Annotated in this window: 12 protein-coding genes; 8 read left to right on the top strand and 4 right to left on the bottom strand. The window is 66.1% G+C overall.

Going from position 1 to position 13,250, the window contains the following annotated elements:
• Positions 1 to 75 precede the first annotated feature (75 nt).
• Together FQK05_RS21015 and FQK05_RS21020 are read right to left on the bottom strand one after the other, a co-directional pair.
• A complete protein-coding gene (locus FQK05_RS21015) occupies positions 76 to 741 on the bottom strand; it encodes a TetR/AcrR family transcriptional regulator (RefSeq protein WP_158970597.1) in 666 nt (221 codons plus the stop codon).
• A gap of 126 nt (positions 742 to 867) precedes the next feature.
• Positions 868 to 2,058 (bottom strand): acyl-CoA dehydrogenase family protein, encoded by a 1,191-nt coding sequence (locus FQK05_RS21020; protein ID WP_233270612.1) that lies wholly within the window; start codon positions 2,056 to 2,058, stop codon positions 868 to 870.
• 106 nt (positions 2,059 to 2,164) lie between these two features.
• Between FQK05_RS21020 and FQK05_RS21025 the strand changes: the two genes are divergently transcribed.
• Positions 2,165 to 2,512, top strand: coding sequence for an ArsR/SmtB family transcription factor (locus FQK05_RS21025; RefSeq protein ID WP_158970601.1), 348 nt, complete (start codon positions 2,165 to 2,167; stop codon positions 2,510 to 2,512).
• 14 nt (positions 2,513 to 2,526) lie between these two features.
• Positions 2,527 to 3,231, top strand: coding sequence for an arsenical resistance protein ArsH (arsH, locus tag FQK05_RS21030; RefSeq protein WP_158970624.1), 705 nt, complete (start codon positions 2,527 to 2,529; stop codon positions 3,229 to 3,231).
• 60 nt (positions 3,232 to 3,291) lie between these two features.
• On the opposite strand, the gene FQK05_RS21035 is transcribed toward arsH, so the two are convergent.
• The gene (locus FQK05_RS21035; protein WP_158970603.1) at positions 3,292 to 4,662 is read right to left on the bottom strand and encodes an aspartate aminotransferase family protein; all 1,371 of its coding nucleotides are present in this window, start codon (positions 4,660 to 4,662) and stop codon (positions 3,292 to 3,294) included.
• 76 nt (positions 4,663 to 4,738) lie between these two features.
• Between FQK05_RS21035 and FQK05_RS21040 the strand changes: the two genes are divergently transcribed.
• The 5 genes from FQK05_RS21040 to FQK05_RS21060 all read left to right on the top strand — a co-directional run bounded on the left by FQK05_RS21040 (position 4,739) and on the right by FQK05_RS21060 (position 10,776).
• The gene (locus FQK05_RS21040; RefSeq protein WP_199252730.1) at positions 4,739 to 5,461 is read left to right on the top strand and encodes a GntR family transcriptional regulator; all 723 of its coding nucleotides are present in this window, start codon (positions 4,739 to 4,741) and stop codon (positions 5,459 to 5,461) included.
• 112 nt (positions 5,462 to 5,573) lie between these two features.
• Entirely contained in the window at positions 5,574 to 5,924 is a 351-nt protein-coding gene (locus tag FQK05_RS21045; RefSeq protein ID WP_158970605.1) for an MbcA/ParS/Xre antitoxin family protein, read from the top strand.
• Positions 5,924 to 6,427: an RES family NAD+ phosphorylase gene (locus tag FQK05_RS21050; RefSeq protein ID WP_158970607.1), complete on the top strand. Its 504-nt coding sequence runs from the start codon at positions 5,924 to 5,926 to the stop codon at positions 6,425 to 6,427. The genes FQK05_RS21045 and FQK05_RS21050 overlap by 1 nt, the downstream gene beginning before the upstream one ends.
• A gap of 205 nt (positions 6,428 to 6,632) precedes the next feature.
• Positions 6,633 to 7,586 (top strand): efflux RND transporter periplasmic adaptor subunit, encoded by a 954-nt coding sequence (locus FQK05_RS21055; protein ID WP_407644514.1) that lies wholly within the window; start codon positions 6,633 to 6,635, stop codon positions 7,584 to 7,586.
• A complete protein-coding gene (locus FQK05_RS21060) occupies positions 7,579 to 10,776 on the top strand; it encodes an efflux RND transporter permease subunit (RefSeq protein ID WP_158970611.1) in 3,198 nt (1,065 codons plus the stop codon). Before FQK05_RS21055 ends, FQK05_RS21060 begins: the two co-directional genes overlap by 8 nt.
• A 42-nt stretch (positions 10,777 to 10,818) precedes the next feature.
• Here FQK05_RS21060 and FQK05_RS21065 read toward each other — a convergent pair whose 3' ends face one another.
• Positions 10,819 to 12,213 carry an aminotransferase gene (locus FQK05_RS21065; protein ID WP_158970613.1) on the bottom strand — a complete coding sequence of 465 codons (1,395 nt, stop codon included), beginning with the start codon at positions 12,211 to 12,213 and terminating at the stop codon, positions 10,819 to 10,821.
• A gap of 273 nt (positions 12,214 to 12,486) precedes the next feature.
• On the opposite strand from FQK05_RS21065, the gene FQK05_RS21070 reads away from it, so the two are divergent.
• Entirely contained in the window at positions 12,487 to 13,071 is a 585-nt protein-coding gene (locus tag FQK05_RS21070) for a TetR family transcriptional regulator C-terminal domain-containing protein (RefSeq protein WP_233270615.1), read from the top strand.
• Positions 13,072 to 13,250: the final 179 nt, after the last annotated feature.

A 13,250-nucleotide genomic window follows, 5' to 3' on the forward strand; every position in this document is an offset into this window, starting at 1 on the left:
GCGCAGGGACCGGTGGCGCGGGGCGATGACGGGCCAACCGAACAGCCGCTTTTGCGTTTCAGGGCGGCAGTCGGGTCAGCGGGCTGGCGGAACCGGCACGAACATCCCCTCGCCCAAGATGGCCGTGAACTCCTCGGCCAGGGTCTCGACCGGCTTGCCGTCCGGGCGATACCAGTCCAGCGCCGCGTTCAGCGCGCCCAGCAGGAAGGTCCGGGTCAGGCGGATGTCCAGATCCGCGCGGATCTCTCCGGCATCGACGGCCGCCTGCAGCAGGTCCAGCCAGAAGGCGGAATAGGCGTCGCGGCGTTCGACATGGCGGCGGCGGATCTCGTCCGGGACCTGCGCCTGAAGGTGGCGCGACAGCGACGCGAAAGCGCCGTTCTGCAAGATACTGTCAAGGTGCGCCGCGATCGCCACCCGGATCCGCGCCCGGCAGGACGTCGACGGCGGAAGCGCAGCCATGGCCTGCTCTACCGCCGTCGAGACGTGAAGCACGCCGTGATCCAGCACGACCTCGATCAGGTCGGTCTTGGATGGGAAGTGGTAATAGAGCGAGCCCGCCCGCATGTCGGCCGCCGCCGCGATGTCGCGCATCGTGGCCCCGGCAAAACCCCGTTCGGAAAACAGGCGCGCCGCCGCCGTCAGCACCTTCTGGCGGGTGACGTCGGACTTGACCTTGCGGTCGGGATCGCGCGCCGGGGAAGCGACCGTTTTCCCCGTCACGGTCTTGCCTGCGCCCATCTTTCAGGTCTCCACCTTTCCGGCCGCCGCCCCGTTTCCGGTCTTCCCTGTACGGACAGGCAATCGCGTTCCTCCGACGGACGGGGTGACGGGGCCGGGCCATAATCGGCCCGGCGCCGGGATACCTTACAGCCGCGTGCCGTTCCGGTGCCGGTCCAGCATGTTGCGCGCGATGATCAGCTGCTGGATCTGGGTCGTGCCTTCGTAGATCCGCATCAGCCGCACGTCGCGATAGATCCGTTCCACCGGGTATTCGGTCATGTAGCCGGCGCCGCCGAAGATCTGCACCGCGCGGTCGGCGATCTTGCCCGCCGTTTCAGTCGCGGTCATCTTGGCACAGGCCGCCTCCAGCGTGATGCGCTGACCGGCGTCGAACCTGGCCGCCGCGTCGCGGGACAGGCATTCCGAGGCATAGAGTTCCGCCTGGCTGTCCGCCAGAAGCGCCTGCATCAACTGGAAGTCGGCAATCGGTTGACCGAACTGCTTGCGTTCCAGGGCATAGCCCACCGCCTCGTTGATCAGCCGCCGGGACTGGCCCACGCCCAGGGCCGCCATGTGGATCCGGCCACGGTCCAGCACCTTCATCGCAGTCTTGAAGCCCTGGTTCAGCATGGCCTCGCCGCCGATCATGTTGGCGGCGGGGATGCGCACGTCTTCGAAGGTGATGTCGCAGGTGCGGGTGCCGCGCTGGCCCATCTTGTGGTCGTGCTTGCCGATAGTGATGCCGGGCGTCTCGGTCGGCACGATGAAGGCGGAAATCCCGCGCGGCCCCTTCGCGTCCGGATCCGTCCGCGCCATCAGCGACAGGATCGTCGCCCGGTTGGCATTGGTGATGTACCGCTTGGACCCGTTGATGACGAAGTCATCTCCGTCGCGGACAGCCCTGGTCCGCAGGCCGCCCGCATCCGAACCCGCATCCGGTTCGGTCAGGGCGAAAGACGCAACCACCTCTCCCGAAGCCAGTCCGGGCAGCCATTCCGCCTTCTGCGCCTCGGTCCCGTCGATGACGATGCCCTGGCTGCCGATGCCGACATTGGTGCCGAAGACCGACCGGAAGGCCAGCGCGGCCTGGCCGACCTCGGCAATGACCTCGAATTCCTGGGACAGGGTCAGGCCCATGCCGCCGTAGTCCTGCGGCACCGACAGGCCGAACAGGCCCAGTTCCTTCATTTCGGCCACGATGGCGTCGGGCACGGTGTCCGTCTCCTCGACCTCGCGCTCGGCCGGGATCAGGCGTTCCTGGGTGAAGCGCCTGACCGCATCGCGAATCTGTTCGAAGGTTTCCTGGTCCACCGCGTCCATTGGGGTTCCGTCCATTTATCTAACATGCGTTCGAAAACATTGGACCGGGTGGCGTGGCAGCGTCCAGCGGAAAACGCCGGACCGGATTGACACGGGCCAATAAATCAATAGATCAAGAACTATGGATAAATTACAGACCATATCGGCTCTGTCCGCGCTGGCGCAGGACACCCGGATCGACGTCTTCCGCCTGCTGGTCGCCGCCGGGCCCGAAGGCCTGCCCGCGGGAGAGATCGCCGAGGCGCTGGGGGTCCGCCAAAACACGATGTCCGCCAACCTGTCGGTGCTGCTGCATGCGGGGCTGGTCCGGAACGTCCGCGAAGGCCGGACGGTCCGCTACTTCGCCGACATGGAAGGGATGCAGGGCATGCTGTCCTTCCTGCTGGAAAAATGCTGTGGCGGGCGCGCCGAACTCTGCGCGCCGCTGCTGGCCGACCTGATGAACGACAACAAGGAATGCTGCGAGTGACCGACCTGCCCACGATGCCCGCCCTGGACGACGACCATTTCCGCCAGCCGGACCTGTCGGCCCTGTTCCCCGCCGAACGGCGCACCGATCCGCCTAAGATCCTTCTGCTTTACGGCTCGCTCCGCGAACGCAGCTTTTCGCGCTTCGCCGCGGAAGAGGCCGCGCGGATCCTGCAGCGGCTGGGGGCCGAGACGCGGATCTTCAACCCGTCGGGCCTACCCCTGCCCGACGATGCGACCGCCGATCACCCCAAGGTGGCGGACCTGCGTGACCTGGTGCGATGGTGCGACGGGATGGTCTGGTCGACGCCGGAACGGCACGGGTCGATGACCGGCATCATGAAGGCGCAGATCGACTGGATCCCGCTGTCGCTGGGCGCAGTGCGGCCGACCCAAGGCAAGACGCTGGCGGTAATGCAGGTCTGCGGCGGATCGCAATCCTTCAACGCGGTGAACCAGCTGCGCCTTCTGGGCCGCTGGATGCGCTGCCTGACGATCCCGAACCAGTCTTCCATCCCGAAGGCCTTCCAGCAGTTCGACGAGGACGGACGGATGAAACCCTCGTCCTTCTATGACCGGATCGTCGACGTGATGGAGGAGCTGGTGAAGTTCACCCTGCTGACCCGCGACATCCGCGAGCATCTGACGGATCGCTATTCCGAACGGAAGGAAACCGGCGAAAAGCTGATCGCCCGGGTCAACGCGACCAGCGGCGCCTGAGGTGCCGCCGGTCCGGCCGGCCGCGGAACACCCGCGGCACGGCCATTTTCCGGACGGGGCCTACAGGCCCAGTTGCTTCTGCGTCTGGTCCAGCGCGGTGGCCACGCGGCCCAGCAGCGTGTCGACCTGTGCCTCGGTGATGATCAGCGGCGGGCAGAAGCCCAGCGTGTCGCCCATTGCCCGGGACACGACGCCCAGTTCCAGCAGGTTGGTCGAGGCCGCGGCACCCAGGGCGCCGGGCTTGTCCAGTGCCTTCTTGGCCGCCTTGTCGGTGACCAGTTCCAGGCCTGCGATCAGGCCCACACCGCGATGTTCGCCGACCAGCGGGTGCGAGGTCAGCTTGGCCAGGCCCGCCTGCATGTAGGCACCGACCTTGGCCGCGTGCTCGACCAGGCCCTCTTCCTCGATGATGCGCAGGTTTTCCAGCGCCACGGCCGCGCCGACCGGATGACCGCCGCCGGTGAAACCATGCCCGAAGGCGCCCAGACGGTTGGATTCGTCGGCGATCGGCTCGAACACGCGGTCATTGATCAGGATGGCGGAGAACGGCTGGTAGGCCGAGGTGATCTGCTTCGACAGCGTCATGATGTCGGGGCGCATGCCGAAGGTTTCGGTGCCGAACATCTTGCCGGTCCGGCCGAAGCCGCAGATGACCTCGTCCGCGATCAGCAGGATCTCGTACTTGTCCAGAACGGCCTGGATCGCCTGCCAATAGCCCTTGGGCGGCACGACGACACCGCCGGCACCCAGCACCGGCTCGCCGATGAAGGCCGCGATGGTTTCCGGGCCTTCGGCCAGGATCATCTCTTCCAGCTCGGCCGCGCGGCGGGCGACAAAGGCCTCCTCGGTCTCGCCCTCCTGGCAATCGCGCCAGTAGTGCGGGCTGCCGGTGTGCAGGAAGCCCGGCAGCGGCAGGCTGAAGGAATTGTGGTTCATCGGCAGGCCGGTCATGCTGGCCGCAACCGTGGTGATCCCGTGATAGCCGCGCAGGCGGCTGATGATCTTCTTGCGTTCCGGCTGGCCCATCGCGTTCGCGCGATACCACAGCATCTTGACGATGGTGTCGTTTGCTTCCGACCCCGAGTTGGTGAAGAAAGCCTTGGACATCGGCACCGGCGCCATGCCCACCAGCTTTTCCGCCAGCTCGCCCGCCGGTCCGTGACCGCGACCCGAGAAGGTGTGGTAGTAGGGCAGCTGCTGCATCTGCTTGATGGCCGCGTCGACCAGACGCTGTTCGGAAAAGCCCAGAGCGGTGCACCACAGGCCAGCCATCGCCTCGATGTATTCCTTGCCGGTCCCGTCGTAGACGTGGATCCCGTCGCCCCGCTCCATGATCAGGGCGCCTTTTTCCTGCAGGTCGCGGGCGTTGGTGTAGGGGTGCATGTGAAAGCGCGCGTCGCGGCCTTCGATCGAGTTCGGGATGACGTTCATCGGGTTTCCTTCCTGCCGGTCCGGCGCGTCGCAAATTCGCGCCTTTCCAAATGAGATGTATGTTGCATGATGCATCATGTCATTTGTTGTCAACGAGGCACCTCGACCGATGGGCGAGAAGTTCGGTCTTGGGACCATGAAACGCGAAAATCTGGGCGACGGCGTCTATGCCCGGCTGTCCGAGGCGCTGATCCAGGGACGGTTTCCGCCGGACCACCGGCTGACGATTCGCGACCTGGCGGACTCGCTGGGAACCAGCGTAACCCCGGTGCGCGACGCGCTTCTGCGGTTGATCCAGGACGGTGCGCTGGAACAACGTTCGCCCCGCGACGTGCGGGTGCCGATCCTGTCGGTTTCCCGATACGAGGAAATCCGGGCGATGCGGGTCAGGCTGGAAGGACTGGCGGCGCGGGAATGCGCGCTGCGGGCCGGGCCCGCCGACGTGACCCGGATGCGGCAGATCGATCACGAGATGCACCGCGCCATCGACGCCGACGACTGGTCCCGCGCGGTGCTGCTGAACCAGCAGTTCCATTTCTCGCTGGCCGAGATCGGCGGGATGGAGCTGCTGCGTGCCACCCTGCAACGGCTGTGGCTGCAGATGGGCCCGCTGATCGCGGCCTATTACCGGTCGGGCAATGGCAGGACCCGGGGCGACGAACATCACGTGATCATCGATGCCGTGGCCCGGGGCGATGCCGACGCGGCCGAGCAGGCCATCCGCAAGGAAATCCTGGAAGCGGGAGAGCCGATGTTCGCCGAAATCGCCAAGCTTCAAGGCACGGACATCGCTGTCTGATCGCCGTGTGATCCCTTTGTGACCCGTGTGTGAGCGGCCCTTGCGGGCCCTGCCACCCTTGAATTCCGGCCAGATTGACGCCATGTTACGTCAGCATCACCGGAGCACACGCATGCCCATTGCACAATTCGCCGAAGACGGACTTTTCGAGCCGCGCAAGATCGCGGCCGTTCTGCGCACCTCCTCCGAAGAGGTCGCGATGACGGTGGGCCTTGGCAAGGACGCCGTGCAGCGCAGGGCACGGATCCGCTCGGACAAGACCCAGCGGCGCCTGCGGGAACTGGTCGAGGTGCTGAACAAGGTCCAGCCGCGCTTCGGATCCGACCTGATGGCCTATGCCTGGTTCCGGTCGGAACCGCTGGCAGGCTTCGACGGGCGCACGGCGATGACGCTGGTCCAGGACGGCAAGGCGCAGCAGGTGCTGGACTATATCGACGCGTTGGATGCCGGCGTCTACGCCTGATGCCGCTGGCCGACGGGCACTATCGCGGCCCCCTTTATCGCGCGCTGAACCCGGTCTATGCCCGGACGCCCCTGTCGGGCGCAGGGGCCGCGCGCTATGGCGGGCGGTTCAATCCGAAGGGTATCGAAACGCTTTATACTGCGCTGGATCCCGCGACCGCCTTGCGGGAGGCCAACCAGGTCGGCGACCTGCAGCCCACGGTGCTGGTGTCCTACCGGGCCGACCTGGGCCCCCTCTTCGACAGCCGTGACTTCCGGGCGCTGGCGGCGCGGGGGCTGACGCCCGCGACACTCGCCGATCCCGGATGGCGATCCGCGATGCTGGACGGGCGCCCGGTGCCGACCCAGGGCCTGGCCACGGCCCTGATCGCCGAAGGCTATGCCGGCCTGTTGGTCCGCAGCTTTGCCCATGGCACGACCGGCCGGAACCTGAACCTGGTGCTTTGGCGCTGGGACGGAGCGCTATCGGTTATCGACGACGAAAACCGACTGGGCCGTATTTGACGCCCTGCGACCCTCAACCACTGGCAATGCGGACTTCTTCGCCGCACCATGCAGGGTAGAATCCGGTTTGCCCCTTCACATACATTCACATAATTGTATATGAAAGGGCAACCCGCCCACCAAGACGGCACCCGACCGTCTGGACGATGCCATGAGGACAGTGCCCGTGAAACCGTCGACCCTTCGCCTTGCCTTCGTCGCCACGCTGTGGGGCACCGGGCTTTTCCTGTCCCCCGCCCTGGCGCAGGAAACAGTGCAATCCGTGCCGCTGACCGTCTGGAAATCGGTCTTCGGCCAGATCGAGACGCGCGACCTGTATCCGGCCCGCGCCCGGATCGGCGGCACGCTGGACGAGGTGACGGTCACCGAAGGCTCGCGCGTGACGGCGGGTCAGCAGATCGCCCATGTCACCGACGAGAAGCTGGACCTGCAACTGCACGCTGTCGACGCACAGCTGAGGGCGCTGGACTCGCAGCTGGAGAACGCGGAAACCGAACTGGCGCGGGGCGAAAACCTGTTGCAGCGCGGCGTGACCACGACCCAGGCGCTGGACCAGTTGCGGACCGAACTGCGTGTCCTGCAGGGCCGCCGCGACGCCACCGTGGCGGACCGCGACGTGCTGATCCAGCGCCAGGCCGAAGGCGCCGTGATCGCGCCCATCGCGGGCACGGTCCTGTCGGTGCCCGTGACCACCGGGTCGGTCGTGCTGCAGGGCGAACAGATCGCCCAGATCGGCGGCGGCGGCTTCTTCCTGCGGCTGGCGATCCCGGAACGACACGCCGCAGCCCTGACCGAAGGCGGAGAGATCCGGCTGGTCGAGGCGGAAGGTGAACGGTCGGGCAAACTGGTCAAGATCTATCCGCAGATCGAAAGCGGCCGCGTGATCGCGGATGTCGAGGTCGACGGCCTGCCCACCGATTTCGTCGACGCCCGCGTGCCCGTGCGCCTGCCTGTCGGGCAGACGCAGGCGCTGGTGATCCCGGCGGCGGCGGTCGAAACGCGGATGGGGCTCGACTTCGTGACCGTCCAAGGTGCGGACGGCGCACCGGTGGACCGCGTCGTCGTGCTGGGCCAGTCCCATGATATCGACGGCACCGCCATGGTCGAGGTTCTGACCGGTCTGACAGCCGGCATGGTCCTGGCAGGCCGTCATGAGTGATCCCGCAGACCAAAGCCTTGGCATCGCAGGCCGGCTGACCCGCACCTTCATCACATCGGCACTGACCCCGCTGATGATCCTGGCCGCCCTGGCCATGGGCCTTGTCGCCCTGATCAGCCTTCCGCGCGAGGAAGAGCCCCAGATCTCGGTCCCGCTGGTCGACATCCACATCCAGGCGCCGGGCCTTCGGGCCGAGGACGCGGTGAAGCTGGTGACCGAACCGATGGAGACCATCGTCAAGGGCATCAACGGGGTCGAACATGTCTATTCGCAGACCCGCGACGACTATGCCATGGTCACCGCCCGCTTCCTTGTGGGGACAGAGGCCGACCTGGCCATCCTGCGGGTCCACGACAAGGTCCGCGCCAACATGGACCGGATCCCGGTAGGGATCGCCGAACCCCTGATCGTGGGCCGCGGCATCGACGACGTGGCCATCGTGGCCCTGACGCTGACGCCGAAACCCGAAGCCGGCGACATCAGCGCCGGCGACCTGACCCGGATCGCCCGCGAATTGCAGGTCGAACTGTCCAAGATCGACGATGTCGGCCTGACCTATATCGTGGGCGAGGCGCAGGACGCGATCCGCATCGCACCCGACCCCGAAAAGCTGGCGCTTTACGGCGTGACGCTGCAGCAACTGGCGGGCAAGGTCGAAGGTGCGAACAAGGCGTTTTCCACCGGTCTGGTCCGCGACGGGGGACAAGAAATCGCGCTTGTCGCCGGCCAGACGCTGGGCACCCCTGACGAAATCGGCAACCTGCTTCTGACCACCCGCGACGGCCGCCCGGTCTATGTCCGCGACGTGGCCGGGATATCCTATGTTCCCAACACGGCAGACAACATCGTCTCGCACCTGGAACGCGGGGACGACGGCATCGACCGCCGTCCGGCCGTGACGCTGGCCATTGCCAAACGCGCAGGTGCCAACGCGGTGACGGTGGCCGAACAGGTCCTGCACCGGACCCACGCACTGGAAGGCCAACTGATACCCGAGGCGGTGCAGGTCGTGGTCACCCGCGACTATGGCGAAACCGCGGACGAAAAGGCCAACGAACTGCTGTTCCACCTGGGCCTTGCGACCCTGTCCATCGTCGGGCTGGTGCTCTTGGCCATCGGCTGGCGGGAAAGCATCGTCGTTGCGGTGGTCATCCCGGTGACGATCCTGCTGACGCTCTTTGCCGCGTGGATCATGGGCTACACGCTGAACCGGGTGTCGCTCTTCGCGCTGATCTTCTCCATCGGGATCCTGGTCGACGACGCCATCGTGGTGATCGAAAACATCGCCCGCCACTGGGCCATGCCCGACGATGCGTCCCGCGTCGCCAAGGCGATCCGCGCTGTGGCAGAGGTCGGCAACCCCACCATCGTCGCCACCCTGACCGTGGTCGCGGCGCTGCTGCCGATGCTTTTCGTATCCGGGCTGATGGGGCCCTACATGAGCCCCATTCCCGCCATCGCCTCTGCCGCGATGCTGTTTTCCTTCTTCGTGGCCGTGATCATCACGCCCTGGATGATGGCCAAGGTCGCCGGCCGCGCCCCGGTCCACCATGATGCACACGGCGCCGCGGGCGGTGCCCTGGGCCGCGTCTACGCCGCTGTCGCCCGGCCGATCCTGTCCAGCAAGGGGACCAGCCTGCTGTTTCTGGTCGTCACGGTGGTCCTGTCCTTCGGCTCGCTGGGGATGCTCTATACCCGCGACGTGACGGTGAAACTCCTGCCCTTCGACAACAAGTCGGAACTGGCGGTCGTGATCGACCTGCCCGAAGGCGCCTCGACCGAGGACACAGATGCCCTGGCGCAGGACGTGGCCCGCCTGGTGCTGGACATTCCGGAGGTGATGTCGGTCCAGACACATGCCGGCGATGCCGCGCCCTTCAACTTCAACGGGCTGGTGCGCCACTATTACCTGCGGGCAGAACCGAACCTTGGCGACGTGCAGGTGAACCTGTCGCCCAAGGGCGAGCGGGACCGGACCAGCCACGAGATCGCGCTGGAGATCCGCCAGCGCCTGGCCGACCTGCCACGCCCCGACGGCACCAGCCTGAAGACCGTCGAACCGCCCCCCGGGCCGCCCGTGATCGCGACACTGCTGGCCGAGGTCTATGGACCCGACGCCGCCACCCGGCGGGAAGCGGCGGAGAAGATCCAGCAGGCGTTCGAGGCCGTGCCTTACGTCGTCGATGTGGACAACGGCTTCGGGACAGAGGCGCGGCGGCTGCGGGCCACCATCTCCTCGGACCAGCTGGAATTCCACGGCGTGCAGGAATCGGACGTCTTCGCCACGCTGGACATCCTGAACCGGGGCCGGACCGTGGGCTATTCCCACCGCGGCGACGGGCGCTATCCGATCCCGATCGTGGTGGAACGGGACAAGTCCGACCGGGTCGTCGACGAACGGTTCCTGTCGACGCCGATCCCCGCCAATGTGCTGCCCGGCGCCCGGGGAGTCGTGGAGCTGGGCGACGTGGTGGAAATCCTGGAGGAGACGTCTTCCTTCCCGATCTTCCGCCACAATGGCCACGCGGTCGAAATGGTGATGGCCGAACTGGCCGGCGATTACGAGGCGCCGCTTTACGGTATGCTGGCCGTGGCCGACCAGATCGACGCAATGGACTGGCCCGACGGCGGGCCCGAAATCCGCATGATGGGCCAACCCGAGGACGAGCGCGACGTCTCGCTCCTGTGGGACGGCGAATGGGAGGTGACGGTGGTCACCTTCCGCGACATGGGCGCGGCCTTCGCGGTGGCGCTGCTGGGGATCTACATCCTGGTGGTGGCGCAGTTCGGATCGTTCCGCCTGCCGCTGGTGATCCTGACACCGGTGCCGCTGACCTTCCTTGGGATCATGATCGGGCACTGGCTGTTCTCGGCCCCCTTCTCTGCCCCCTCGATGATCGGCTTCATCGCCTTGGCAGGGATCATCGTCCGCAACTCGATCCTGCTGGTGGACTTTATCCGCCATGCGGATGCCGATGGCCGGTCCATGACCGACATCCTGATCGAGGCCGGGTCGATCCGGTTCAAGCCGATCCTGCTGACCGCCGTCGCAGCCATGATCGGTGCCGTCGTGATCCTGGCCGACCCGATTTTCCAGGGTCTCGCGATCTCGCTTCTGTTCGGGCTCTTGAGTTCGACGCTGCTGACCGTGCTGGTGATCCCCGCGATCTATCGCGTGTTCCGCAGCTGAATTTCGGCCCGCCCCTGTCGTCGGGGGCGGGCCAAAGGGCCTCTAGCCCTCGACCGGTTCGGCCACCCTGCTCAGGCCGTATTTCGCTCCGGCATCGGTGATCGCCTGACGCAGGATCGCCACGATCTCGTCAATCTGCTCTTTCGTGATCACCAGCGGCGGGGAAATCACGCAGAGGGTCCCCATCGGCCGCACGATCAGGCCCAGCTGGAAACAGCGCTCGTCGACCAGCCGGGCAAAGGCCTTGTCCTCGGCCGTGGCATCGACCCGGTCGGCGTTCAGCTGGCACTGGACACAGCCTACCAGACCGACGGACCGCACGTCGGCCACCCCCGGCAGGTCCGCCAGCGATTGCAGGCCGGCGGCGAAATGCCCCGCCATCTCGCGCGCGTGGTCGACGATGCCTTCGCGCTCCATGATGTCGATATTCGCCAGTGCCGCGGCGCAGGCCACCGGCTGGTTCGAATAGGTGTAGCCGTTGTTGAACCAGCTGTCCTTGGCGTTCTCGCCCGAAACCCGCGCCAGAACCGCCTCGGAAATCGCAACGCCGCCCAAGGGGACATAGCCGGATGTCACGCCCTTCGCGAAGGTGATGATGTCCGGCACCACGCCAAAGACCTTTTCCGACGCAAACCATTCCCCGCAGCGGCCGAAGCCCGTCACCACCTCGTCCGAGATATAGAGGATGTCGTGCTTCTCGCAGATCGCCTTGAACCGCGCGTGATAGCCTTCCGGCGGGATGATCACCCCGCCCGAGGCCAGGATCGGTTCGGCGATGAAAGCCGCGATGGTATCGGCGCCCAGCGTCGCGATCCGGTCCTCGAATTCCTTCACCAGATCGTCCAGGAACTCGGCTTGGGTCCGGTTCCCGGCATGGCGCGGATTGGGACTGGACAGGAACGACACCCGGTCCGTCGCCACATCGAAGTTCGACCAGTTGTCCCGCCGCCCCGTCAGCGCCGCCGACAGCGACGTGGACCCATGATAGCCGTCGATCCGGGCGATGATCTTCTTCTTTTCCGGCCGGCCCAGCACATTGTTGAAGAATTCCGTGAACCGCACCGCCGTGTCCACGGCAGTCGACCCGCCGGTGGTGAAGAAGATCCGGTTCAGGTCGCCGGGCGTCATGCCGGCAATCTTCTGCGCCAGCCGCGCCGCGGGGCTCGCGGCCCAGTACCAGGGCGACACGTAAGGAAGCGTCATCGCCTGTTCGGCCATCGCCTCGGCAATTTCCTTGCGCCCGTAACCCACCTGCGCGCACCACATGCCCGCGGGTCCATCGATCAGCTTCCGCCCGTCCTCGGTGTGGACGTAGATTCCTTCGGCGTGGGTCAGCACCGGCTGCGCGGTCCGCCCCAGGTTCGTCATGTCCTGCGAGGGCACCACCACGTGATCCCGCATCGCGTCCCGGACGCTTGTGGCTGCTTTTTCCACCATCTCACTCGTCTCCGTCTGTGGTCGGCTTTCCGGCCACGCGGACCCGGGCGCGCACCCTTCACGCGGCGCCCTTCGGGTCAGATGGCCTGTCCTGTTCCCTGGGTAGCAGAATTCTGATTGTTCGATCAATCAAATTCTCCCTCGATCCTCGTTGACAGCGGGTCCCGTCTTTCACACACTCCGCCCCGCACTTGCGCCCGAAAGGATCCTTCGATTACCGGCCCGGACACCCAGCAGAAGACCGCCCGCAAGCCGGCCCGGCGCGAGGATCAGGTGATCGAACGCCGCCGGTCGCTGCTGGAGGCGGCGGTCAAGGTTATCGCGGAAAAGGGGCTGACCGGGGTCACGGTGAATTCCATCGCGCGCGAGGCGAACTGTTCCTTCGGCGTGGTGTCGTTCCACTTCCAGTCGAAGGAAGGGATCATTTTCGCTGCGCTGGATCATGCGGCCGCGGAATACGAGACCTATCTGGACCAACTGCGCCTGACAGCGGCCGGCCCGGCCGACCGGGTGCGCAGCATGATCGACGTCGATTTCAGCGGCAAAGCGGGGGGGCGCACACTGATCGCTCTGTGGCTGGCCTTCTGGGCCGAAGCGGTGCGCGTGCCATCCTATCGCGACCGCTGTGCCGTGCTGCGCGACCACTTCAACCAAATGGTGGAAGAAGACCTGAAGCAGTTGGCAGATGACCGGGGCCTGAAGGTCGACGCGGCACAGGTGGCCATGTCGCTGAACGCCCTAATCTCGGGCCTGTGGATCGAAAGCACGCTGGGCGGCGGGACGATGGCGGAAATGCGCAAGCGCGGGCACGAGGCCTGCATCGCCTTCCTGCGGCTCCATTTCCCGGACGACTTCTAGGCCGCGAAAAGCGGCCCTGCCATGTCCTGAAAACCTGGAAACCCTCAAGCTGCTCAAGCTGGCAGAGAGCTGGCAGAGAGCTGGCAGAGAGCTGGCAGAGAGCTGGCAGAGAGCTGGCAGAGAGCTGGCAGAGAGCTGGCAGAGAGCTGGCAGAGAGCTGGCAGAGAGCTGGCAGAGAG

This window comes from Chachezhania sediminis (assembly GCF_009765275.1).
Lineage (GTDB): Bacteria > Pseudomonadota > Alphaproteobacteria > Rhodobacterales > Rhodobacteraceae > Chachezhania > Chachezhania sediminis.